The organism is Micromonospora aridisoli, from assembly GCF_056150025.1.
Map to the genome: position 1 here is coordinate 200,761 of NZ_JAXCFK010000007.1, position 21,109 is coordinate 221,869.

Sequence of the window (21,109 nt, forward strand, 5' to 3'; positions counted from 1 at the left end):
CGCTCGCGCCGGGCCGCACCGTCGCGGAGCTGGCCCGCGTCCTGGGCTGGCCGCGGGCGCGGGCGGCGACGGAATTGGCCACCCTGACCGGCACCGGTCTGCTGGTGGCGCTGCCTACCGGCGGCTACGACGTCGCCGACCCGGTGGTGCGGCAGGTCGCCGGTGCCCGGCTGCCGCGGTCGGTGCGCGCCGTCTTCATCGGGCGGGCCGATCCCGTCACCCGGACAACCGGTACGCGCCCGGACCGACTGGTACCGGACCGCCCGGCCTGCGCCGCAGTCGCGCGACCGACGGCCGGGTCAACGGTGCGCCAGAAAGGCCAGGACCCGGTCCCACGCCAACTCAGCGGCGACCGGGTCGTGGTCGGCGACGGTCGGATCGGTGAAGAGGTGCCCCGCGCCGGAATAGCGGTGCACCACGAGTGCCGCTCCGGCCCGGGTCATCTCCCTCCGCCACTGCTCGACCTCCTCGGGCGGGTCGTAGCTGTCGGGATCGGCCAGGTGCAGCTGCACCCGGAGACCGGGACGGACGGCACCGGCGGATCCGCCGGTGCCGTGCAGCAGCAACAGACCGGCGGTGTCGGGGCGCTCGCCCAGCATCGCACCCGCCACCCCCGCCCCCATCGAGAAGCCGGCGAGCACGGTGTCGGGCGGCAGGCCGTCGAGCGCCGCGCGGGCCCGGTCCAGGACGGTCTGCTGGCCGATGCGCTCCAGCAGGGCGAACCCGTCCGCCACGGAGTCGACGGCGGGCACACCGTACAGGTCGGGCGCGTGCACCTGATGCCCGGCGGCGCGCAGCCGATCGGCGGCCTCCAGCACGGCCGGTCGCCGCCCGTACACGGAATGGAAGAGCACGACGTGTCCCATCGGAACATGGTGCCCGAACGCCACGACGATTCCGGCTCGGCGCGCACGGCCCTCGTTCGGGCCGGCGACGTCAGCCCTGCCCGGAGGCGGACGGCGGTCCGGCCGGTCCCCCCGCCCGCGGTGGGTGGTCGCCCGACGCGGGTGCCGACCGCAGCACCCGGCTCTGTCCACGGAACTCCGCGACCACCTCCCCACCGTCGCGGCTCACGGTGACGTCGTAGATTCCGCTGCGGCCGTACCGGGTGCGCTCGCTGGCCCGGGCCACCAGCACGTCTCCCTCGCGGGCCGGGCGGATGAAGGTGATGTCGGCACCGGCGGCGACGGTGACCGGACCGTGACTGTTGCAGGCCAGCGCGAAGGCCGTGTCGGCCAGCAGGAACACGAATCCGCCATGGGCGATGCGGTGCCCGTTGACCATGCCGTCGGTGATCCGCATCCGGGCCACCGCGCTGCCGTCGACGGCGCTGACCAGTTCGATGCCGAGCCGGTTGGACGCCACATCGGCGTCGAACATCTCGTGCGCGGCGGTGCGCTGCGGTTCCACGTGCTTCCAGTCCGTTCCGGCCGGGTGCCTCGCCCCTCGCCACGGACATCATGGCATCGCCGCTCGACGGCGGACCGGCCAGGCTCGCCACAGGCGAGTCCGGCTCGGACGAACCGGTACGCGACCGGGGCGGACCGGCTTCCCGGTCCGCCCCGACCCGATCATCGCCCCGCAATTCTCTCGCAGTTGCAAAAGACTTGCAACAAGGGCTGGACACGCGGGCCGGACAGTAACTAGCGTGCTCGCCATGAGTCCTTACCTGAATAACGCCGGGGCGTGGCAGGAGAGCTGGGACCGTCAGCAGGAGGCGTACCTGCCGGACCGGGAACACCGCTTCGCCGCCATGCTCGACGCGGTCCACGCCGTCCACGAGGCGGCACCCCTTCGGCTGCTCGACCTGGCCGGCGGCACCGGCACCATCTCGCTGCGCGCGTTGCGCCGCTTCCCCGACGCCGAGGTCACGCTGGTCGACCTCGACCCCGCGCTGCTCGCCCTCGCCACGGCCTCGCTCGCCGACCGGGCCACCATCGTGACCGCCGATCTCAGCCGGCCGGACTGGTCGACCACCCTGCCGCACCGGCGCTACGACGCGGTGCTCACCGCCACCGCGTTGCACTGGCTGCCGGCCGACCGGCTGGCCACCCTGTACACGGAGATCCGCGACCTGCTGCGGCCGGGCGGCCTGTTCGTCAACGCCGACCACATGCCCGACGATGGCCTGCCCGAGTTGACCAAGCGCCTGCTCGCCCGCGCCGAGGAGCAACGGACGGCCCGGTACGCCGCCGGCGCCGCCCTGTCCTGGTCGCAGTGGTGGCAACAGGCGGAGCAGGACCCGACGCTGGCTCCGCTCGTGCGGCAACGTCACGCCATCTACCCGTCCGGGCACAGCCCGGAATGGACACCCCCGATCTCCTGGCATCTCGCCGCCCTCACCGACGCCGGCTTCGCCGAGACCGGCACCCTGTGGCGCGGCGGCGCCGACGCCGCGGTCGTCGCCGTCCGCTGATCCTTCGCTAGGGTGCTGTGGTGGTTCAGCTCGAACACCTCGCGGGGCGGGTCTGGCTCTGTCCGGGCGACTCCGATCCGGAGCTGGTGCAGGCCGGCGTCGCGGTCATCGCCGACGAGCGGGGCAGTGTGCTGGTCGACGCCGGGCAGAGCCCGTCGCACGCCCGCGAGATCCAGGACGCGTTGCTCACCGCCGGCCTGCCGGCGCCGCGCTGGCTGGTCTACACCCACCACCACTGGGACCACGTCTGGGGCGCCTGCGCCTGGCCCGACGTCGAGATCGTCGGGCACGCCCGCGGTGCGGAACTGCTACGCGCGGAGGCCGCCCGGCCGTGGAGCGTCCGATACCTGCGCGAGGAGGTGCGACGGAACCCGCGGCTCGGGCCGAGCTTCCGGGCCCGCGCGCTCGCCGTCGACTCGTGGGAGGAGCTGACGGTCCTGCCGCCCACCCGTGTCTTCACCGACGAGGTGGAGTTGCCCACCGGCGTGCTGGCCCGCCACGTCGGCGGCCGGCACGCTCCGGACTCGACGGTGATAGTGGTGCCCGACTCCGGGGTCATGCTGCTCGGTGACAGCTGGTACCCGCCGCCGGCGCACCTGCGTACCCCGGCGGACGAACCGGATCTCGCACTGGTCCGCAGACTGCTCGACGACGACATCGGCTGGTACGTGTCCAGCCACAGCCCGCCGCTGACCCTCGCCGAGGCGCGGGAGGCGGTAGCCGGCTGAGCCGGCGCAGCCCGACGGCTCAGCGGGCGCGGCGCTCCGGATGGGCCCGGTTCCAGGCCCGCATCCGTTCCGGGTATCCGACCTTGGCGGCCTCGTAGAGCGGGATCGCGTGCTTGCGGGCCATGGCGCCGGCGGCACGTGGGGTGCCGGTGCGGCGGCGAATCCACTCGCCGTCGTGGGCGATGGCCATCACCGTGGTGTCGGTGGCGGTGGTCTCCGGCTCCAGGTAGAACTCCACCCCCTGCCGGCTGGTGGCGAACTGCTCAAGCGCGGCGAGGTCCTCCGGAGTCGCCTCGCGGTCGAGTTTCGTCGGGGTGCCCTGCGCGGCTTTTGGCCGCCGGCTGAACCAGCCCATGCCCGGCTCCTCTCCTCGGCGTGCCTCCCAGTGCAGCACCGTCACCTGGCAGAACCCTGTGAGCCAGGTGGGAGACCCCTGCGCGGTACGCTCTCCCAATGATCCACTCGGCGGTCCAGGAGAACGCCGCCTGGTGTGACCTGATCTGCGCCACGCACGGCCTACGCGGGTCCCGCGACGCCGACGGCTGGTCGGTGCCACGCCGTCCGCCCCCGTTCCACCCGGATGCGGTGACCCTGCGGCCCGGCGTCGGTACGGACCTGCTGCGCCGCATCGACGCCGGACCGGGGGCGTCGGTCAAGGACAGCTACGCCGACCTGGATCTCACCGGGCACGGCTTTCGGGTGCTGTTCGAGGCGCGGTGGCTGCACCGGCCGCCGGGCGGACCGGTCGATGGTGGGCCCCTGGTGACCGTCGTCACCGCCGACGGCCTGACCGGCTGGGCGCGGGCCCAGGGCGGCGGTGCGATCTTCCGTCCCGCCCTGTTGGCCGACCCCCGGGTGCGGATCCTCGGTCTGGCCGACGGTCACGGCGGCTGGGCCGGCGGTGCGGTGTTGCACGACCGGGGCGAGGTGGTGGGCGTCAGCAACGTCTTCGCGCGCGGCGTCCCACCGGAGCAGGTGTGGGCCGCGGTGTGCGCGGCCGGCGCGGATCGGCATCTCGTCGGCTACGAGCAGGATGCCGATCTCGCGCCGGCGCTACGTCACGGCTTCCGGAGCATCGGCCCGTTACGCGTCTGGGTTCGTTGATCCCGCCGGCCCCGTCGCCGTGGCGGGCGGACGGGCCGCGGGGACCAGCAGGAGGGTCGGCAGCAGGAGCAGCGGCACCACCAGCAGCGCCCGCAGCGTGCCCACGTGGTCACCGAGCAGGCCGAGCAGCGGCGGCCCGGCGAGAAACGCCGTGTAGCCGATCACCGCGACCACGCTGACCCGTACGTGGGCGTGCTCCTCCTCGTCGGCGGCGGCGCTCATCCCGACCGGGAAGCCGAGCGAGGCGCCGATCCCCCACAACGCGACGCCGACCACCGCCACCGGTCCCGAGCCGGCGAGCACCGCCAGACCGGCGCCGACCACGGCGAGCAGGATGGTCGTGGTCAGCACCGGCCCGCGTCCCCAGCGGTCCAGGGCCAGCGTGCCGACGGTGCGGCCCAGCGTCATGCCCACCACGAAGACGCCGAAGACCGCCGCGCCGGCCGCCTCGGTGAAGCCGTAGCCGTCGATGAAGGCCACCGCGAGCCAGTCGTTGGCGCTGCCCTCGGCGAAGGCTGCCGCCAGCACCAAGAGGCCGATGAGCAGGGTACGCGGCTCCCGCCAGGCGGCCAGCAGCCGACTGCGGTGCCCGGCCGGCGCACCGTCGGCCTCCGGCTCGGCCGACAGGAACGCCCGCGCCCCGAGCAGCGTGCCACCGAGCACCAGGGCCGCCATCACACCCAGGTGCCCGGCGACCGGGACCCCCAGTCGGGCGGCCCCCGCGCCGAGGCCGGCACCGGCCACCGAGCCGAGGCTCCAGGCGGCGTGGAAGCGCGGCATCACGGTCCAGCCGAGCCGCCGCTCGACGGCCGCACCCTCGATGTTCATCGCGACGTCGCAGCTGCCGGAGCCGTAGCCGAGCGCGAACAGGCCCAGCGCGACCCCGGGCAACCACCCGGCGACGCCGGCCGAGACCCCGGTGATGGTCAACCCGAGCGCGACCACCAGGGTGGACAGCGCCACCGTGCGGGCGGCACCCAGGCGCTGGGCGACCAGGCCGGCGGTCGGCATGGCGAGGATCGCCCCGAGCGACATGGCAAGCAGGAGCAGGCCCAGCCGGCCCGGGCTGAGGCCGAGGCCGTCACGAACCGCCGGCACTCTGGCGAACCAGCTGGCGACGGCCAGTCCGTTGAGCGCGAACACGACCGCCACCCCGTTGCGGGCGGCCAACACGGCGCGGGACGGGCCGGGCCGGGCCGGCGGTGTTACGGGGGTGGTGACGACGGGGTCCACGTACGTTCCGGTCCTCTCCTCGGGCGCTGGCACATCACACACCTGGAAGCGCTACCACCACAATCCATCACCGGTCCTTACCGCCAGCCCTCGGGCGGGGCATGATGCAGGTGGCGCCCGGGCAGCCGGGGCGGGCGACAGGAACGGGGAGAAGATCATGACTACGGCACCACACCGACCGGCGACCCTGGACGACGTGGCCCGGCTCGCTGGCGTGTCCCGCTCGACAGCGTCGCGGGTCATCGCGGGTACCGGCTTCGCGTCACCGATGGCACGGGAACGGGTCCGCACCGCCGCCGACCTCCTCGGCTACGTACCCAACCCGGCGGCCCGCGCGCTGGTGCACGGTTCCGGCGTACGGCTGCTGGTGGCGGTGGCCGGAGCCAGCCCGGACGTGCTGGAAGACAGCTACGTCGACCAGTTCGTGGCCGCCGTGGCGAGGGTCTGCGCGCCGTACAGCATGGGGGTCGCGGTGCAGTGGCTGCCCCTGGACGCGCCGGAGCACCTGACCAGGCTGACCGACGACCGGGGCGTGGCCGGTCTCGTCCTGCTCAACACCACCACGGCACTGCTGGACCTGGTGCCACGCCGGCTGCGCGGTCGGGTCGTGTCGATCGGGATCGGCTCGGCGGCGGTGCCGTCGGTGGACATCGACAACGGTGGCGGCACCTCCGCCATCGTCCGCCACCTGCTCGCGACCGGCCGGCGGCGGATCGCCATGGTGACCGGTCCCCGCTGGCTGCCCTGCGCCAACCGCTCCGTGGAGGCGTACCGCAGCCTGCTGCGCGAGGCCGGCCTACCGGCCCGGGAGGTGGTCGGTGACTTCAGCGCGGCCCGGGGACGCGCGGCCGCCGGGGAGGTGCTGCGGCACTGGCCGGACACCGACGCGATCGTCGGGATCAGCGACGCGACCGCGCTGGGGGTGATCGGCCGGCTGCGCGCTGACGGGGTCCGGGTTCCCGACGACGTGGCCGTGACCGGTTTCGACGACATCCCGTTGGCCTCGACCGCCGCCCTGACCACGGCCAGCCACCCGGTGCGGCGCATCGCCACGGCGGCGGCGACCCTGGTGCTCGAACAGCGACCGGCGGCGACACCGACGGTCTTCCCCTCGACACTGGTCCTGCGCGCCAGCGCCTGAGCCGTCAGGGGTCGGCGCCGGGTCGACGAGGACACGCAGGAGAGGCGGATCACCGTGGCGGAGAGTCATGCGGTTGTGGCCGGGGCGGGCATCGGCGGACTGGCCGCCGCCCTCGCACTGCACCGGCGGGGCTGGCGGGTCACGGTGCTGGAACGGGCCCCCGAGCCGCGCGAGGTCGGTGCCGGCATCACCCTGATGGCGAACGCGGTGCGCGGGCTGGACGCGCTCGGCCTCGGTGCCGAGGTACGCCGGTCGGGACGCGACGGGGCCACCGGCGGGCTGCGCAGCTGGAACGGCCGCTGGCTGTCGCGGGTGGACGCCGCGGAACTGGAACGCAGGCTCGGCACCACGGCGCTGGGCGTACACCGGGGCACCCTGCACCGGACGCTACGCGAGGCGCTGCCGGCCGACGTGCTGTGGACCGGTTGCACCGTGCGGGACGCGGATCCGACCAGCGGCGTAGTGCACTACCACCACGACGGCGAGCCGGCCGAGATGCGCGCCGACCTGGTGGTCGGCGCCGACGGGCTGCGCAGCGCGCTGCGTACCCGGCTCTGGCCGGACACCCCACCGCCGGCGTACACCGGTTCGACGGCCTGGCGCGCGGCGATCGCCTTCGACGAGCCGGTCCCCGCGGCGGTCAGCTGGGGGCCGGGCAGCGAGTTCGGCATGGTCCCGCTCGGCGACGGACAGGTCTACTGGTACGCGGCGACCGTCGCCCCGGCCGGCGGACACGCCGACGACGAACTGGCCGAGGTGCGCGAGCGCTTCGGCCACTGGCACGACCCCGTACCGGCGCTGCTCGCCGCCACCCGACCCGAGGACGTGCTCCGCAACGACCTGTACCACCTGGCCAGCCCGCCTCCCCACCACGCACGGGGCCGGGTGGTCCTGCTCGGCGACGCGGCGCACGCCATGACTCCCCACCTCGGGCAGGGTGCCTGCCAGGCGATCGAGGACGCCGTCACCCTGGGTGCTCTCGCCGGTCCGGCCGCCGACATCCCGGCGGCACTACAGGCGTACGACCGACTGCGCCGGCCACGCACCCGGGCCATCGCCCGCGCGGCCGCCCGCACCGCCCGGTTCGGGCAGGAGTTGCGACACCCGGCGGCCATCGCGCTACGCAACACGGTGCTGCGCCTGACGCCGAGCGGGACGGCGCTGCGGGGAATGGCCCGCCACGCCGACTGGCACCCACCACGGCCCGTCTGACGTCTCCCCGACGAGGGCCGTCATCCGGTCGCGGCCAGCGCGGTGAGTCGGGAGTACTCCGGCGAGGCCAGGAAGCGGGCCAGGACCTCCGCGGTGCCGGGAGTGTACGGGCGCGCCGTGCTCCGTTCTCGGACAAATTGCGGTCAACCTTTTAGATTATCGATTTCCTCCCTTCGCGACCTCGGCCGAATGTGACGGACTCCCGGTAAGATCGGCGACTGGCATGTGACTGATCGCTGACTGATGGCTCGGACGGCAAGAGCACACACTGAGCCCATGAATTCGGGTCTCGGGCGCATGAGGACACTCCGCGGCGCGGTGTGCCTCGTGCTGGCGGCGGCCCTTTCCGGCTGCATGCAACTCAACGCCGGGCTGACCGTCAACGCCGACGACACGGTCAGCGGCCAACTCCTGCTGACGGCCGAGCGGAACGTGTTGACCTTGAACAACAGGCCGGTCGAGACGGGCTTCGCCGAACTCCGGCAGAACATCCCGGCGCTGCCCGCCGGCTCCGAGACCCGATACGAGGACGACACCCACTTCGGTTCTCTGATCAACTACCGAAACGTTCCACTGAACCAATTCGACAGCGAGAGCCTGAGCATCGTCCGCGACGGCGACCGCTACGTGTTCACCCTTCCGCTGGATCCGAAGAAGTACGGCGGAAAAGTGGCCGAGCAGGATCCACAGAATCAAGAACGATTCATGTTGCTGATGTCGTTCGAGATCGCCGTGACGTTCCCCGGACGGGTCCTGGACGCGAGCACCGGCGGTCAGGTCAACGACCGGACGGTCACCTGGCGGGTCAAGCGCAACGAGCAGAAGCCCGCCGAGCTGCGCGCCGTCGCCGAGGCTCCCCCCCGACCGTCCACGGCCGCCGGAACGGACTCCGGGGGCGGGTTTCCCTGGCTGCTGGTGGTCGCCGGCACGGTCGCCCTACTGCTCGTCGTGGTGCTGGTCGCGATCCTGCTCCGCCGCTCCCGCACCGAGGGTTCGACGCCGGAGACCGCCGGCCCCACGCCGGCGCCGCCGGGCATTGGCCCCACGCCGGCAGCCGGCCCCACGTCGGCCGCCACGAATCCCGGTCCGCCGGGCGCCGGCTGACAGCCGGCATGCCGCCCGCCTCCGCGAACGGCATCTCACCTCACCCCACCCCGCAGCACCGCAACACCGAAGGGAGATCGGCGATGAACGATCTCTTCACCTGGGCGGCTCTGGGCAGCCTCACCGGCGCCAGCGCCGCGACGCTGCTCACCACCAATGTCATCGGGGGACTCATCGGCCCGAGCGCCGACAAGGCCCGCAAGTGGATCGCGCTGGGCATCGCGCTCGCGCTGTCGTACCTCACCGCGGCGTTCGCCACCGACGCGGGCGCCGAGAAGTGGATCATCGCGTTCTTCAACGGTCTGGTCATCTTCTCCGCCGCGCTGGGCATCAACCAGTTGCCTCCCGGCAACCGGCAGGCGACGCCGATCCAGCTGGCCCAGGGCAACGAGCCCCGGTTCATCCGCTCCTGGGCCTGAGAGGAGCCGGTCATGGTCTTCGGAATTCTCAGCGCCGCCGTCCACGTCGCCGCGGGCGCCGTGCTCGGCCAGCTCGTCGGCGGCAGCGTCGGGCTGCTCATCGGCGCGGGCATCGGTCTGCTGGTCGGTGCGGTCTTCGGCTGGGCCGTGGCCGCCGCCGAGGTGTACGCGGCCAGCCCCCGGGGTGTGTTCCTCTTCGTCGTCGACCACACCTGGAGCCTGCTGAACACCCTCGTGGGCGCGATCTACCTGGCGCTGCACCTGGTCGGCGGTCACTCGCTGGACCGGGCCACCTCCCGGCACAGCTGCCGGGTGAACGTGGTCGAGGGAGTCTCCCCCCGCTACGCCACCACCCTCGGCACGGTCTGCGCCGGCTCCGGTCCCGGCATCCAGCGGCACGAGGACGTGCACATCTTCCAGGCCCGGCTGCTCGGTCCGCTGTACATCCCGCTGGTCGTGGCCAACTACGTGCTGTTCACCATCGCGCCGGTCTGGCTGCTGTACCACGACCACGCCGGTGCGCCGATCAACCGCTTCACCCGGTACTTCGAGATCGGTGTCTACCCGCACGTGTGGAACGAGGCCATCGCGTACCGGATCCAGGGGACACCGCCGCGATGACCGACACCGGTCCGATCGCCACCGCCACCGCCGAGCTGGTGGCATGGCTGGCCGGGGCGGCGGGTGACGCCGTCCCGGTCGGTCCGCCCAGCTCCAACGCCGATCCGGGCCGGTTGACCCTGTGGCCACTGGAACTACGGCCGGCCCGGCAGACCCGGGGCAGCGGCGGCCCCGAGCCGTACCGGCTGACCGTGCGTTACCTGCTGGCAGCCGGCGGTCCGGAGGCCCTTGCCGTCCTGGACCGGGTGCTCGTCGCGGCGACCGCCACGGCCAGCCGCACGCTGGTGCTGGAAGCCGGCGACCCGACCCTGTGGGCGGCGTTCGGGACACCGCCCCGACCGGCGTTGCTCATCGACGTGCCGGTGCAGGTCACCCACCCGGTCGAGCCGGCGGCACCGGTGCTGCGACCGCTGCGGCTGCGGCAGCTGGAGATGCTGACCTTCGACGGGCGGGTCGTCGGCCCGGCCGAGCAGCCCCTCGCGGCGATGCGGGTCGAGGTCGTCGGCCAGCCGTACGCGACGCGGACCGACCCGGCGGGTCGCTTCCGGGTCGTCGGCGTGCCCCACGACCCGGAACATCCGGCACCGGTGCGGCTCCGGCTCACCGGACGGGGGCAGGTGCTCACCGCCGAGGTCGACCCGACCGAACCCGACATCGTCATCGTCTGCGCGCCGCCGACCCACTGACCCGACCCGACCAGCACGGGAGGACCGATGCCCACCTACTTCTCGCCCGGCATCTACGTCGAGGAGGTGCCCAGCGGTGCCCGACCGATCGGACCGGTCGGTACCAGCACGGCGGCGTTCGTCGGCGTCGCACCCGACCGCGGCGCCCATCTCGGCGAGGCCCTGGCGGTGAACAACTGGACCGACTTCCTCCGGCTGTACGCCGACGGTGACCAGTTGGAGAGCACGCCGCTGGCCCGGGCCGTCTTCGGCTTCCTCGACAACGGTGGCACCCGCTGCTGGGTGGTCAACGTCGGCGAGGGTGGCGCCATCTCCGGCACCGGCCGCAAGCGTGCCGGTCTGGACCTGCTGGAGGCGGTCGACGAGATCTCCATCCTGGCCGCGCCCGGTTTCCACGACCCGGTCTCCCACGAGGCGCTGCTGAGCATGGCCGAGCGCACCCGGACCATGGTCGCCATCTGTGACCCGGCGCCCGACATCGACGACGTCTCCACTCTCACCCGGGTCGCCACACCCGGGTCGGGCCGCCCGGCGAAGCCGAGCGACACCGCCGACCCGGATTCCCCCGCCGGTCCCGGCGGTGATGGCGGTGGCGGTGGTCCGGTGGCGTACCGGCCCCGGCAGTCGGACTTCGGCGCCCTCTACTACCCGTGGCTGCGGGTCCGCGACCCGCTCAGCGGCGAGCTGACCCTCACCCCGCCGAGCGGGCACGTCGCCGGCATCTGGGCGCGCACCGACGCTCTGCGCGGGGTGCACAAGGCGCCGGCCAACGAGCCGGTCCGGGGTGCCGTCGATCTGGCCCACCTGGTCACCCGGGCCGAGCACGACGTGCTCAACCCCAAGGGGGTCAACGTCATCCGCTACTTCCCCGGCGAGGGCATCCGGGTCTGGGGCGCCCGCACCCTCGCCGCCGAGGCCAGCGAGTGGCGCTACCTCAACGTCCGGCGGCTCTCCATCGCCATCGAGCAGGCCATCGCCAACGGCACCCGCTGGATGGTGTTCGAGCCCAACGACTACACGTTGTGGCGGTCCATCCGCCGGGACATCGGCGCCTTCCTGACCCGGGTGTGGCGCGACGGGGCGCTGCTGGGACGCACACCCGAGGAGGCGTTCTTCGTCAAGTGCGACGAGGAGACCAACCCGGTGGACGTCCGGGACGCCGGCATGGTGGTCGCCCACATCGGCATCGCCGTGGTCAAGCCCGCGGAGTTCGTGGTGTTCAAGCTGAGCCAGTGGGCCGGCGGCACCGAGACCGAGACGATCGGAGGCTGACATGACGACCACGGCCACTCCGCAGCCGGGCGCCCCGGTCGACCCGTACCGGGCGTACAACTTCAAGTTGCTGATCAACGGCGTGACCAACGGCCACTTCACCGAGGTCAGCGGACTGGAGGTGAACATTCCGGCGGTGCCGTACCGGGAGCAGGGCAACGACCGGATCCGGATGGTCCCCGGCCAGGTGGAGTACGGGCCGGTCACGCTGCACTTCGGTCTGACCGCGTCACGGGAGTTGTGGGACTGGGTGCACGCGGTCGCCCGAGGCACGGTCAGCCGCCGCAACGTCTCCGTGGTGCTGCTCGACGCGGCCGGCACCGCGGAGGTGCTGCGCTGGAACCTGATCAACGCATGGCCGACCAACTGGCGCGGTGCCCACCTCAACACGCTCGGCCAGGAGATCGCCATCGCGGCGCTGACGCTGCGCTACGAGAGCCTGGAACTGGAGGCCGGTGGTGCCGCGCCGACGCCCGCGTAGCTGGCTGGCCGACCGTCTCCGATCCGCGGCCGCTGCCGTGGACCGCCTGGCCGGCGCGGTCGACTCCCCCGCCCCGGGGCCGCCGGTCGGATCGCCCGCGGGACGGGGCGAGACGTCGGGCACCGGCGATCGGGGCGTGGCGACCCTCGGTGACGAACGCGATGACCGGCCCCGGCGACCGGGGCAGCCGCCCGAGCACTGGTTGCGCGTGGTCGCCGCCCACGCCCCGGGCCTGCTGCGGGGCCTGGCCCTCGACCTGCCGGCAGCCGCCGGGTCCGCACCCGCCGGGGCGTACCACCCCGAGCCGGATCCTCGCGAACCGGACGGCGACGACCGGCCGGACGCGTCTTCCGTCACCCCGGCGGGCGGGAGCGGTGCGGACGGCCCGGGACGTCGACCCGGACCGTCGGTCGGCGAAACCGGCGGGCACGCCCACCGACCCGGCGCGACGGCCGACCCCGGACCGACCGCCGCCGCGGACCCGAGGTCGACGGCGCACTCCCCCACGTCCGGTCCGGCCACGACCATCCCCTCCCCCACGCCCTTTGCTCTGCTTCAACCCACGCATCACCCGACGTCCGATGACCGGACATCGACCTGTGCGCCGGCTGAAGCAGAGCGAAGGGAGCACACGGGGAGGTCGCGACCCGGCGCGGGGTCGGCGGGGCGGGGCGGGCGGGGCGGCCTGCGCCGCCGGTGGAGCGGCGGAACGGTGCCGGCAGTGGCAACCGCCACACCGGATGCCCACGACGGAGCCGCGGCGTCAGCGCCGGGTAGCCGCCCGGCCGAGCCGGCGGGGTGGTCGGCGGTGAGGGACCGGGGCACGACCACGGGGGCACGGTTCCGCGTCGCCCCGGAGCGACCGGGAACAGCTCCGACCACGGCAGGGCCCCCGCTGCCGCACGCCCCGACATCCGCGCACACCGGCCCGGCCAGCCCGCGCACAGACGCGGCGGGCCAGCCCACCGGTCCAGCGGGCCGGCCGGCCGACCTGATCCGCCCGCGTGCTGCCGGACCGGACCGGCCGGAGGCCGGGCCGCCGGGGGATCCGGAGCCGCACCTCACCAGAGGTGTACCGGCGCTCCGGTTGGTGCCCGCACCCCAGCCGACCGCCGATCCCGGGAGCCGCTGGACCGGACACCGGACCCGACCCGGCGACGGAAGCGGGCTCCTCGACAGGCCCGCCACGGGCGACGGGGGCTGGCCCGGCAGCGGGCTTCCCACCGGCGACGGACGCTGGCCCGTCGGCGGGCACGTTCGCTGGCCGGCTCTGGAGTCGCCGCCGCGCGGTGGGCATCCCGACGCCGATCCGTGGCCGGCCCTCCCCGACGACCGGGCACTGTGGTCGGTGCCCGAGCCGAGCGGGGTCGACGCCGAACGGGTACGCCGGCTCGACGGCGAACAGGCGGGTGGCTGATGGAACGCGTGGCCTTCCTCATCGACACCACCGGCGAACGGATCGACTGCCTGCTCAACCCGGAGACGGTGCAGGTGACCCGGCTGGCCGGGGTCCGCCACCGGGGCGGCGTGGACGGCCAACTCACCGGCGCGGGGTTGGCCGACGACCCGCTGCTGTTCACCGGCGGTGGACGCACCGAACTGGTGCTGGACCTGCTCTTCGACACCGACTTCGCCGAGGGTCAGGTCCGCCCCACCGACGTACGGACACTCACCCGCCCGCTCTGGATGCTGGCGGAGAACTCGGCCGTCGAACACGGCTGGCTGCGACCTCCGCTGGTGCGACTGGTGTGGGGTAAGACCTGGAACGTGCCCGGCGTGATCGTCGCCGTCGCGGAGCGCTTCGACGCGTTCACCGCCACCGGCTCCCCACGCCGCTCCTGGCTGCGGCTCAAGCTCGTCCGGGTGGCGGAGGACGCCCGCCGCGCCCAGGAGGGTTTCGCCGACGAACTGTCCACCGCGCAGACCCCGACCGTCGCGCCCGGCTCGGCGGTGGTGGCCGCCGGCGACGGCACCGCCGCCGCGGACTCCTCGGGCGTACGCTTCGACCTGCTCGCCCACGACGCGTTGGGCTCCCCGTTGCGGTGGCGGCTGCTGGCCGAGCACAACCGGATCACGGATCCGTTGGCCGTGCCGGCCGGCACCGCCCTGGCCGTGCCGCCGCTGCCGGGCGGTGCACCGGTCGCCACCGGGTCGTCCAGCGCCCCCGGGACCGGGCCGTGACCGCCGCCGCGCCCCGGGCGCTGACCGTGCTGCTGGACGGCGGCCCGCTGCCCGACGCGACGGCCGGTCGGGTCGCCTCGGTGCGGATCGCCGCCCGCCTGAACCGGCCCACCCAGTGCGAGGTGACGCTGCCCAGCGGCCCCGGGCCCGCCGCGCTGACCGGGCCGGTGCGCGTCGGTGCGCGCCTCGACGTCCGACTCGACGGGCGGCCGGAGGCGCTGTTCACCGGCGAGGTGACCGCCGTCGAGGTCGAGTACGCCGCCGACGGCACGGCCACGCTGCGGGTGCGCGGGTACGACCTGCTGCACCGGCTGCGCAAGCGACAACGGATCCGGGTCTTCGAGTCGGTCACCGCCGCCGACCTGGCCGCCGAGCTCTGCGCCGACCTGGGGCTTCGGGTCGAGGCGGAGGTCGACGGCCCGCGGCTCGACCGCCTGCCGCACCACCGACCCAGCGACCTGGACCTGCTGGTGGAGGTGGCCGGGCGGGCCGGGCTGTACCTGGCCGTCGACGGGGACGTGCTGCGGCTGCTCACCCTGGACGGTCACGGCGAGGCGATCCCGATGGGGTTGGGCCGCGACGTGCACGGCCTGCGGTTGTCGGTCAACGCCGACACCGCCGCCGGGGAGAGCGCGGCGCTGGGCTGGCACCCCCAGCGGGCCGAGGCGATCGCCCAGAGCACCGGCACCCCCCGCTGCGGTCGACGCACCCCGGCCGACCCGGACCCGGCCGACATCGGCGCGGACGGCACCCGTACCGCGCTGGACCAGCCGGGACGCAGCGACGACGAGATCGCCGCGCTGGCCCAGGCCCGGCTCGACACGCGGACCGCCGCCCTGGTCACCGCAGACGGGACGGCCGAGGGCGACCCCGCGCTGCGGCCCGGCCGCCGGATCCGCCTGACCGGGGTGGCCGAGCCGGTGGCCGGCACGTACGTGTTGACGGAGGTGGTGCACACCGTCGACGCGAACGGCCATCTGAGCCGCTTCTCCACCACGCCGCCCCCGGCACCGCGCGCCGGATCGCCGGCACCGGCGGTGGTCACCCTCGGCACCGTCACCGATGTGACCGATCCGGACGGCCTGGGGCGGGTACGGGTGGAGTTGCCCGCGTACGGCGGGGCGGACGCCGGCTGGCTGGCGGTGCTCTGCCCGGGGGCGGGCCGGGGCAAGGGCCTGGTCGCGCTGCCCGATCCGCAGGACAGCGTGCTGGTGGCGCTGCCCGGTGGTGAGCCGGCCTCCGGCGTGGTGCTCGGCTCGCTGTTCGGCACCGTCGAGCCGTACGACACCGGGGTGGACGACGGGCGGGCCCGACGCTGGTCGCTGCGCACCGCCGGCGGACAGCAGGTGGTGGTCGACGACGTGGCACGGAGCCTGCGGCTGAGCACCGACGCCGGGAGCTGGCTGGAGCTGACCCCGCACCTGGCCACCCTGCACGCCGCCACCGACCTGGTGCTGTCCGCGCCGGGTCGGGCGATGGTCGTGCGGGCCCGCAGCGTGGACTTCCTGCACGCCGACACAGTCGAGGACCCGGAGACCGCGGCCGAACGGGCCCGCGCCCTCGCCCGCGCCCACCACGAAGGAGGCAGCTGATGCGCTGGATCCACCGCGACTCGGTGATCAGGTGCAGCCACGACGGCCGGGTCCGCAACCAGGCGTCCCAGGAGTGGGTCACGGTGGCCGGCGTTCCGGTGCTGGTGGCCGACGACCCGCAGGGCCGGGACATCGTCGCCTGCCCGAACTACGGCACCACCGTCAAGCCGTGCACCAGCACCGAACCGGTGCGGGTCGGCTACAGCGACTGGGTACGCGTCGGCGGCCGGCGGATTGTGCTGTCCCACCTGTCCGGGTTCACCAACGGCAGCCCGCCGGGCCAGTTCACCTACCGGGTGCGCGATGCCCGGCAGCGTTTCGTGGGGGCCGACCGATGAGGGCCATCCGGTTCGTCGGTGCCGGCTTCGACCCGGGTCAGGGTGGTGGGCTCGGGTTGACCGCCGCCGGCGGCCTGGCGATGACCGACGGCGACGAGACGGTACGCCAGGCGCTGTTCCTGCTGCTGTCCACCACGCCGGGCGAGCGGCTGATGCGACCCGGGTACGGCTCGCGACTGCACCGGTTGGTCTTCGCGCCGAACGACGACACCACCGCCGGGCTGGCCATCCACTACGTGCGGGCGGCCATCGCGCGCTGGGAGCCCCGCGTCGACGTGCTCGACGTCGACGCCGGACCGGATCCGGACGACCCGTGGCGGCTGGTGATCCGGCTGGACTACCGCATCCGGGCCAGCCTCAGCCCCGGTCAGCTGGTCTTCTCGGTCGACCTGCTGCCCGTCGACGAGGACCCGCCCGCCGGGCCGACGACCGAGCCCGGCGCCGAGCCAGAGGAGGCGCGATGACGCTGCCCGTGCCGCACCTGGACGATCGGACCTTCCTCGACCTGGTCACCGAGGCTCGGGACCGGATCCGGCAGTCCTGTCCGGGATGGACCGACCTGTCCGCGCACGACCCCGGCGTCGCGCTGCTGGAGGCGTTCGCCCATCTCACCGAGGTGATGATCTACCGGCTGAACCAGTTGCCGGAGAAGGCGTACGTCTCCTTCCTCAATCTGCTCGGAGTGACCCGGCACCCACCGGCGGCGGCCTGGGTCGACGTCCGGTTCACCCGCACCGGCACGGACGAGGCCCCGCTGCGGATCCCGGCCGGCACCCGGGTGGCCGCGGCCCGGGGCGCCGATCCGCGACCGGTCGTCTTCGTCACCTGCGAACCGGCGCTGCTCGCCGCCGGGCAGCACGAGGTGACCGTCCGGATGCACCACTGCGAGCCGGTCGAGGCGGAACTGCTGGGCACCGGCACCGGCCAACCGGGCCAGATTCTGCGGGCCGGCCGGGCGCCACTGGCGCGTACCGCCGAGCCGCTGGACCTGCTGCTCGGTGTCGAGGTGCCGGCCGGGTCGGTGGAACTGGGCGCGGCGGCCCGGGAGCACGACGGACGCACCTTCGAGATCTGGCGGGCGGTGGACAGCTTCGCCGGCCTCGGCCCACAGGACAAGGCGTACCTGGTGGACCGCTGCTCGGGCACGGTGACCTTCGCCCCGGCGCTGGACCTGCGGGCCGCCGACGGCGCGGCCGCCGGGTCGCTGACCTTCGGCGACGGCGCGGTCGCGGCGGTGCCGCCGGCCGGGCGGCAGGTTCGGCTGTGGTACCGCGCGGGCGGCGGACCGGCCGGCAACGTGGCCGCCGGCACCCTGACCAACCTGCGTGACCCGCTGCCGGGAGTGAAGGTGGTCAACCCGCTGCCGGCGGCCGGTGGGCGGGAGATGGAGGCCATGGAGTCGGTGTTGCTGCGCGGGCCGTACGCGTTCTTCGCCCAGCAGCGCGCGGTCACCGCCCGGGACTTCGAGGTGCTGGCCACCGTCTCCGGCGGGGTGAGCCGGGCCCGGGCCTTCACCCGGGCCGCGGTCTACAGCTTCGCCCGACCCGGCGAGGTGGAGGTGGTGCTGGTGCCGCACGTGCCGGCCGAGGCACGCCCCGGCGGCCAACTGCCGGTGGAGGTGCTCCGTGAGCACGAGGTGGAGGAGGTCCGGTTGCGGGTCGAGGCGGACCTGGAGCGCCGCCGTTCACTGGGGGCCACCTGCCGGGCCACCTGGGCACGGTACAAGGCGGTGTCGATCCGGGCCCGGGTGGTGGTCCGCCGGGAGGAGGACGTCGACGCGGTACGTCGGCGCATCCACGACCGGCTGCACCAGACGCTCAGCCCGCTGCCGACCGCGCTCAACCCCACCGGCTGGGCGTTCGGCGAGCCGCTGCGGGCGTCCAACGTGTACCGACTGCTGGAGCACGCCGAGCCGGGGGTGCGTTACGTCGAGTCGGTGCGGTTCGAGGTCGACGAGGCACCCGATCACCAGGTGCGTACGCTCGCCGCCGACGAGTACCAGCCCCGCACCTGGTACGCCGGCAGCGGCGCGGTGCTGTTCCGCTCCACCAACGCGGGGGCCGGTTGGGAGCCGGCGGGACGCTTCGACGGGGAGACCGTGCAGCGGGTGGTGCCGGCGCCCGCGCCGGTGCGACCGGGCATCGTGCCCCGGCCGGGATCGGTGGCGGTGGCCACCGTACGGGCTGGCGGCGGGTCGCGCGTGCACCTGAGCACCGACCTGGGTGAGACCTGGTCGCTGCTGGCGGACCTGGACTCGCGGATCGGCGACCTGGCCTGGATCGACCGGGACGGCGCGGGGTCGCTGCTGGTCGCCACCGACACCGGCCTGTACGAGGTGTCCCTGCTGCCGGGGGCGGTGCCGTTGCAGATCCTGGTCGATCCCGCCGACGCGGACCGGGGCTTCTACGCGGTGCGGGCGTTCGTCTCCGAGCGGGGTGCCGCGGGGGTGGCGGTGGCGGCCCAGGCCGGTTTCGGGGTGTACCTGTCCGGCAACGCCGGTCGCCCCGGCAGCTTCACCCACGTCGGGCTGGCCAACGTCGACAACCGGGTCCTCGCCGTGCAGTACGACGGGCCGGCCACCGTGCTGTGGAGCGGTGCCGGTGAGCCGGACCCGAACAAGCCCGGTCAGGGCTGTTTCCGCGCCCGGCTGTTCGAGTCCGACGTGAAATGGCAGGCGCTGTCGGCGGGCTGGCTCGGCGGCACCTGCCGCGGCCTCGCGTTCAGCGGCTCACTCGCGCTGGCGGCGACGCAGAGCGGCGGAGTGCTGCGGCTGGACACGGTCGCCGCCAAACCACAGTGGACGGCGGTGTCGGTCAACTGTGGGCTGCCGCTGCGCGACCGCACCCGGTTCATGCCGGTGGACGCGGTCGCCGCCACCGGCGCGTCTGACCGTCTGGTGCTGGCCGGCGGGGATCGCGGCGTGCACCGCAGCGACCAGGCGGTGGACTGGTCGGCCAGCGCCAACCAGGCCACCGCCGACGTGGTGACGGTCCCCGACACCTGGCTGCTCTGCTCCGGCGAGCACGACATCGAGGTGGTGCGGCAGGATGCGACGAGCGGCCATTGAGCGGCTGCTGCCCGCCGCCTACCAGCGGGCGTGCGTGCCGGGCAGCGTGCTGTGGGCGCTGCTGGACGTGATGGAGGCGTTGCACGCCCCGGACGAGGCGGTGCTGGCCGAGGTCGACGCGTTGTTCGCGCCGTACCAGGCACCGGCTCCGATGGTGGCGTACCTGGCCCGGTGGGTGGCGATGGACCATCTGGTCGCCGCGCCCCGACCGGGCGGCCCGCTGCCGCTGCCGCTGAACCGGCTACGCGACCTGGTGGCGCACGGCGCGTCGCTGGCCGCCTGGCGGGGTACCCCGGACGGCCTGCGAACCGCCCTGGAACTGGCCACCGGCGTCACCGGATTCGTCCTCGACGAACCGGCCGAGCGCCCCTTCCACCTGGTCGTCCGGGTGCCCCCGGAGGCCGCCGACCAACTGACCCTGGTCGGCCGCATCGTCGAGGCGGAGAAGCCGGCCGCCGTCACCGCCGAGATCACGGTCGACGATGCCCCGTCCGAGCGGGCGGTCGGCCGGGCCAGCGTGCCCTCCCCCACCACCGTCCCGCCACCTCCCGCCTCCCCCGTTCCCGCTCCCGAGGAGCCGTCATGACCACCGAATGGACCGTCGTCGCCGCCGCCGAGCAGTTCACCCTGGACGCCCGCAACGCCGGTGAACTGACCTTCACCGTCTCCAACCCGGGGGTCGCGCCGGACACCGTGGTGTTCGACGTGGCACCCGGCGAGGGCACCCAACGGTCGTGGTTCACCGTCACCGAGCCACAGCGGGTGGTGCCCGGCCAGGGCTCGGTGTCGTTCCTGGTGCGTCTGGCCGTGCCGCCGGGCACGCCGCCGCGGCGCTACGACATGACCGGGTTCGCGTACTCGGCCAACACCGCGCCGGAGGAGAGTTCCCGTTCCAGCGGCCGGGTCACCTACGAGGTGCGCGCGGTGGCGCCGCCGAAGCGTACGCCCTGGCCCTGGATCGCCGCGGCGGCGGCGCTGGTGCTGGTGGTCTCGGCGGTGGTGGTGTTCCTGGTGGCCCGCGACGACGCGCCGCCGCCGCAGGCCCGGGTGGTGACCGTCGAGGCGGAGACCCTGGTGGCCGGAGCCCGGGTCGAGTCACCGTCGGGTTCCGGTGCGACGGTGGCGGCGCAGCAGAACTGCTGCGAGGTGACCTGGTCGCAGGACGCTCAACTGTTCTTCCTCGGTCGGGCGGTCAACGACCGGGTGACCGTGACGGTGGAGTTGCCCGTCGAGGCGACCTGGCAGTTCTCCGCCGTGCTGACCACCTCGTTCGACTACGCCAACACGGTCTTCCTGATCGACGGGCGGCAGGTCGGCGACGCGTTCATCGGGTTCACCCCGAAGGTGCAGGTCACCGACTGGGTCGACGTGGGTCGGGCGCGACTCGGCCCCGGGACGCACCAGATCACCCTGGTCGCGATCGGTAAGACGCAGAGCACCGACCGCTACTTCGCCGGCATCGACATGCTCCGGTTCACCGAGGTCGCACCGGAGGACCGGCGATAGGGCGCGAG

Annotated in this window: 22 protein-coding genes and 1 pseudogene; 19 read left to right on the forward strand and 4 right to left on the reverse strand. The window is 74.0% G+C overall.

All coding sequences use genetic code 11. The annotated features are described in order from the left end of the window. Positions 1 to 299 precede the first annotated feature (299 nt). Together SM447_RS17045 and paaI are read right to left on the reverse strand one after the other, a co-directional pair. The gene (locus tag SM447_RS17045; RefSeq protein WP_474573933.1) at positions 300 to 866 is read right to left on the reverse strand and encodes a dienelactone hydrolase family protein; all 567 of its coding nucleotides are present in this window, start codon (positions 864 to 866) and stop codon (positions 300 to 302) included. A gap of 142 nt (positions 867 to 1,008) precedes the next feature. Further along, a pseudogene (gene paaI, locus SM447_RS17050) lies at positions 1,009 to 1,380 on the reverse strand (hydroxyphenylacetyl-CoA thioesterase PaaI); the annotation flags it as partial. A 277-nt stretch (positions 1,381 to 1,657) separates the two neighbouring features. Between paaI and SM447_RS17055 the strand changes: the two are divergent. Next, positions 1,658 to 2,416, forward strand: coding sequence for a methyltransferase domain-containing protein (locus SM447_RS17055; protein ID WP_474573793.1), 759 nt, complete (start codon positions 1,658 to 1,660; stop codon positions 2,414 to 2,416). A gap of 20 nt (positions 2,417 to 2,436) precedes the next feature. Beyond that, positions 2,437 to 3,144 carry an MBL fold metallo-hydrolase gene (locus SM447_RS17060; protein ID WP_474573794.1) on the forward strand — a complete coding sequence of 236 codons (708 nt, stop codon included), beginning with the start codon at positions 2,437 to 2,439 and terminating at the stop codon, positions 3,142 to 3,144. 19 nt (positions 3,145 to 3,163) lie between these two features. Here the strand turns inward: SM447_RS17060 and SM447_RS17065 are convergent, their stop codons facing one another. After that, a complete protein-coding gene (locus SM447_RS17065; RefSeq protein WP_474573934.1) occupies positions 3,164 to 3,499 on the reverse strand; it encodes a hypothetical protein in 336 nt (111 codons plus the stop codon). A 98-nt stretch (positions 3,500 to 3,597) separates the two neighbouring features. Here SM447_RS17065 and SM447_RS17070 point away from each other — a divergent pair, with 98 nt between their 5' ends. After that, positions 3,598 to 4,248, forward strand: a complete 651-nt coding sequence (locus SM447_RS17070) for a hypothetical protein (protein ID WP_474573795.1) — start codon at positions 3,598 to 3,600, stop codon at positions 4,246 to 4,248. On the opposite strand, the gene SM447_RS17075 is transcribed toward SM447_RS17070, so the two are convergent. Then, entirely contained in the window at positions 4,228 to 5,481 is a 1,254-nt protein-coding gene (locus SM447_RS17075; RefSeq protein ID WP_474573796.1) for an MFS transporter, read from the reverse strand. The two genes, SM447_RS17070 and SM447_RS17075, sit on opposite strands and share 21 nt — an antisense overlap. Before the next feature lie 157 nt (positions 5,482 to 5,638). Here SM447_RS17075 and SM447_RS17080 point away from each other — a divergent pair, with 157 nt between their 5' ends. The 16 genes from SM447_RS17080 (at position 5,639) to SM447_RS17155 (ending at position 21,101) form a co-directional block, all read left to right on the forward strand. Beyond that, the gene (locus tag SM447_RS17080; RefSeq protein ID WP_474573797.1) at positions 5,639 to 6,622 is read left to right on the forward strand and encodes a LacI family DNA-binding transcriptional regulator; all 984 of its coding nucleotides are present in this window, start codon (positions 5,639 to 5,641) and stop codon (positions 6,620 to 6,622) included. Between the two features lie 54 nt (positions 6,623 to 6,676). Next, positions 6,677 to 7,834, forward strand: a complete 1,158-nt coding sequence (locus SM447_RS17085) for an FAD-dependent oxidoreductase (protein WP_474573798.1) — start codon at positions 6,677 to 6,679, stop codon at positions 7,832 to 7,834. A 297-nt stretch (positions 7,835 to 8,131) separates the two neighbouring features. Beyond that, positions 8,132 to 8,938, forward strand: a complete 807-nt coding sequence (locus SM447_RS17090; RefSeq protein ID WP_474573799.1) for an LppM family (lipo)protein — start codon at positions 8,132 to 8,134, stop codon at positions 8,936 to 8,938. 83 nt (positions 8,939 to 9,021) lie between these two features. Then, positions 9,022 to 9,357 carry a hypothetical protein gene (locus SM447_RS17095; RefSeq protein WP_164450182.1) on the forward strand — a complete coding sequence of 112 codons (336 nt, stop codon included), beginning with the start codon at positions 9,022 to 9,024 and terminating at the stop codon, positions 9,355 to 9,357. 12 nt (positions 9,358 to 9,369) lie between these two features. Then, complete coding sequence (locus tag SM447_RS17100) at positions 9,370 to 9,978, forward strand: glycine zipper family protein (protein ID WP_474573800.1); 609 nt, start codon at positions 9,370 to 9,372, stop codon at positions 9,976 to 9,978. After that, positions 9,975 to 10,664, forward strand: coding sequence for a carboxypeptidase-like regulatory domain-containing protein (locus tag SM447_RS17105; RefSeq protein WP_474573801.1), 690 nt, complete (start codon positions 9,975 to 9,977; stop codon positions 10,662 to 10,664). The genes SM447_RS17100 and SM447_RS17105 overlap by 4 nt, the downstream gene beginning before the upstream one ends. A gap of 27 nt (positions 10,665 to 10,691) precedes the next feature. Further along, positions 10,692 to 11,936 carry a phage tail sheath family protein gene (locus SM447_RS17110; RefSeq protein WP_474573802.1) on the forward strand — a complete coding sequence of 415 codons (1,245 nt, stop codon included), beginning with the start codon at positions 10,692 to 10,694 and terminating at the stop codon, positions 11,934 to 11,936. A gap of 1 nt (position 11,937) precedes the next feature. Beyond that, positions 11,938 to 12,417: a phage tail protein gene (locus SM447_RS17115; RefSeq protein ID WP_474573803.1), complete on the forward strand. Its 480-nt coding sequence runs from the start codon at positions 11,938 to 11,940 to the stop codon at positions 12,415 to 12,417. A gap of 1,090 nt (positions 12,418 to 13,507) precedes the next feature. Further along, positions 13,508 to 13,834 carry a hypothetical protein gene (locus SM447_RS17120; RefSeq protein WP_474573804.1) on the forward strand — a complete coding sequence of 109 codons (327 nt, stop codon included), beginning with the start codon at positions 13,508 to 13,510 and terminating at the stop codon, positions 13,832 to 13,834. Continuing rightward, positions 13,834 to 14,598 carry a CIS tube protein gene (locus SM447_RS17125; RefSeq protein WP_474573805.1) on the forward strand — a complete coding sequence of 255 codons (765 nt, stop codon included), beginning with the start codon at positions 13,834 to 13,836 and terminating at the stop codon, positions 14,596 to 14,598. The genes SM447_RS17120 and SM447_RS17125 overlap by 1 nt, the downstream gene beginning before the upstream one ends. Beyond that, positions 14,595 to 16,190, forward strand: coding sequence for a phage baseplate assembly protein V (locus SM447_RS17130; RefSeq protein WP_474573806.1), 1,596 nt, complete (start codon positions 14,595 to 14,597; stop codon positions 16,188 to 16,190). The genes SM447_RS17125 and SM447_RS17130 overlap by 4 nt, the downstream gene beginning before the upstream one ends. Continuing rightward, positions 16,190 to 16,528, forward strand: coding sequence for a hypothetical protein (locus tag SM447_RS17135; protein WP_474573807.1), 339 nt, complete (start codon positions 16,190 to 16,192; stop codon positions 16,526 to 16,528). Before SM447_RS17130 ends, SM447_RS17135 begins: the two co-directional genes overlap by 1 nt. Further along, positions 16,525 to 16,992 (forward strand): GPW/gp25 family protein, encoded by a 468-nt coding sequence (locus SM447_RS17140; protein WP_474573808.1) that lies wholly within the window; start codon positions 16,525 to 16,527, stop codon positions 16,990 to 16,992. Before SM447_RS17135 ends, SM447_RS17140 begins: the two co-directional genes overlap by 4 nt. Next, positions 16,989 to 19,595, forward strand: a complete 2,607-nt coding sequence (locus SM447_RS17145; RefSeq protein WP_474573809.1) for a putative baseplate assembly protein — start codon at positions 16,989 to 16,991, stop codon at positions 19,593 to 19,595. The genes SM447_RS17140 and SM447_RS17145 overlap by 4 nt, the downstream gene beginning before the upstream one ends. Further along, a complete protein-coding gene (locus SM447_RS17150) occupies positions 19,576 to 20,181 on the forward strand; it encodes a phage tail protein (RefSeq protein ID WP_474573810.1) in 606 nt (201 codons plus the stop codon). Before SM447_RS17145 ends, SM447_RS17150 begins: the two co-directional genes overlap by 20 nt. After that, complete coding sequence (locus SM447_RS17155) at positions 20,178 to 21,101, forward strand: hypothetical protein (RefSeq protein ID WP_474573811.1); 924 nt, start codon at positions 20,178 to 20,180, stop codon at positions 21,099 to 21,101. Before SM447_RS17150 ends, SM447_RS17155 begins: the two co-directional genes overlap by 4 nt. Positions 21,102 to 21,109: the final 8 nt, after the last annotated feature.